The 2,011-nt window shown below is 59.4% G+C and carries 2 protein-coding genes; both read right to left on the bottom strand.

Annotated elements, in window-relative coordinates; genetic code table 11:
* Window positions 1-416 precede the first annotated feature (416 nt).
* Window positions 417-899, bottom strand: coding sequence for an SMI1/KNR4 family protein (locus ACFWVD_RS28375; RefSeq protein WP_237291361.1), 483 nt, complete (start codon window positions 897-899; stop codon window positions 417-419).
* A gap of 15 nt (window positions 900-914) precedes the next feature.
* On the bottom strand, window positions 915-2,011 hold a 1,097-nt coding region (locus ACFWVD_RS28370; protein ID WP_379247937.1), incomplete at its 5' end, for a polymorphic toxin-type HINT domain-containing protein.

The following is a 2,011-nucleotide window of genomic DNA, read 5'->3' as shown; positions in this document are numbered from 1 at the left end:
TACTCGACGAATGCAGACTCCCGGACAAGGGAACTCTCATCTCTCTGCCACGCGGCACCTGGCCAACTCACCCTCAGAGAGCAGTCCCCTACGCCCCGCGCGGCAACAGTGCGCTGCTCCACATGGGCGGCAAGGAGTGATGCGGCCCCTCGAAGCAGTGAGCGGACGCCGACCGAGGCAAACGGGGGCAATGGGTGTCCACACTCGTGCAACGATGCCCCTTGTTATCTGCTGAGCTGTGGACGTACTCGCACGGCAAGCTCCACCGCCGCGCCGCCCGTTCCACGCTGAGTCCGGCTCAGCGCCTAACCCGATCGGACCGCGCCCTGAGCCGATCCGCCCACACAAACGCTCGGCGGGAAACCCCACCGAGCGTTTGTGAAAATCTGGATGCACCCGGATCAATAGATCAGCATTTAATCTTCTTCATCACCGTACCCGCGACAAGACACAAGGCCACCCAAGAACTCGGAGAAAGACCCGGCGATACGCCTCGGAACTCTATTTTCGTCCACATACGCCACCGCAGGCTCACCCAGTGGACCGCAATCCGAATAGTCGAGCATCACGGTGTCATGTCCACCTGACGGCATCAACCCCAAAACGACCCCCACGTCAGGATATCCCCATTCGGTGATCATGTTGGAAGAAATGATGTCCACACCCCACTCCCCCCCGATTCCCCAGATCACATCAATGCACACATGATCTTGCGCCCACGAATTGGGAAAGTCGGTGGGATAACAACGATTCTGCAATACGCCGCCATTCTGCACCAAGAGCAGATCGATATAGCTCTTCGGGAGTCGAACCTGCAGCGCCTCCTCGGCCTGCCGGATCATAGCCAAATCCACCGGCGGACCAACGTATTCAGAATCACATTCTTGATCGAAAATCACACCCAGACCCCTCTCCTAGCATATCGAGAATCCGCCAGTATGACCGGTTTTACTATGGACCGACATGCTGACAAGTTGCATTACCCCGCAATTCTGGTGATGATTCCAGGTCCACCGCCCCTTCCTGTATTTCGCCGAGATGCCGGCCGCCTGGTCTGCCGCGGCAAAATCCTTCTTCCTGTCGCCAGTCAAGGTGATGACGACGTCCGGAGTATTGGGATCTCTCCAGTTGCTGAAATCCGGAAACCCGTGGCGATCGAACGGCACACCAGTGACCGGATGCGTCTTGCCCGCCAGATGGGCATTGATCGGACCGACGGGAGTGCCGCCCGTAGCGCACGGGCATGCTGCGGTGTGGCCGCGTACCGTACCGCCGCAGTTGTGGACCAGAACCGGGGTGTCACCCGCCATTACATAATACGTGTGAAGGTCAGCCACTGTGAGGTTGTAGGTCGTACTGAATTTCTCATAGGTGCGGGTTGCGACAATGACAACCGCCGACCCATCGTCGGTACGCAGGGTTCCCGCCGGCTTCAGGTCCGCGGCATCCTTCCACGCCTGGTCAGACTCTGACCAGAACGGGTGATGGCCCGTCGTGGTGATGCTCTTGACGCCGTCTGGAGTCTGGACAGTGAGGTCGACGTAAGTCTTGTCATCCTCCGTGTAGATGGTCGCCGTGACCATCTTCCTTGCGGTCTCACCGGTCTCAGGGTCCGTCGCGAGAACCTCGTCACCTTCCGCCAGCTCTTCGATCGGCTTACTGGATCCGTCGGCAAGAAGGACTTCCGTGCCGGCAACGAAGCTGTTGGGGCATGGGGGGTCGGCTTTCGGAGCGCCTCCCTTGCCCCCTCCGAAGAACTTGAGCAGTCCGCCTTCGAGTGCAAGGGTCGTCATCGCCAGTTCGGCCGTAACATGACCGAGGTTGGTCTGGTTTTCGCATGACACCCCCTCGCGGTCGCACAGGAAGTCCGTAGCCCCATAGGCAAGCATGGAACCGGGGTGAGGAGTGTTACAGCCAGCCCCGTCCCCCATGTTGAGGCAGTCGGCGTAAATGCTGTAGCTGTAGCGACCCTGATTCGGGGCGTGCTTGTAATAGGCCTTCGTAGACGCCT

This window comes from Nocardia sp. NPDC058666, from assembly GCF_042714895.1.
GTDB lineage: Bacteria > Actinomycetota > Actinomycetes > Mycobacteriales > Mycobacteriaceae > Nocardia.
Note: the sequence above shows the minus strand (reverse complement) of the source record. Positions and strands in the feature narration are given on the sequence as shown.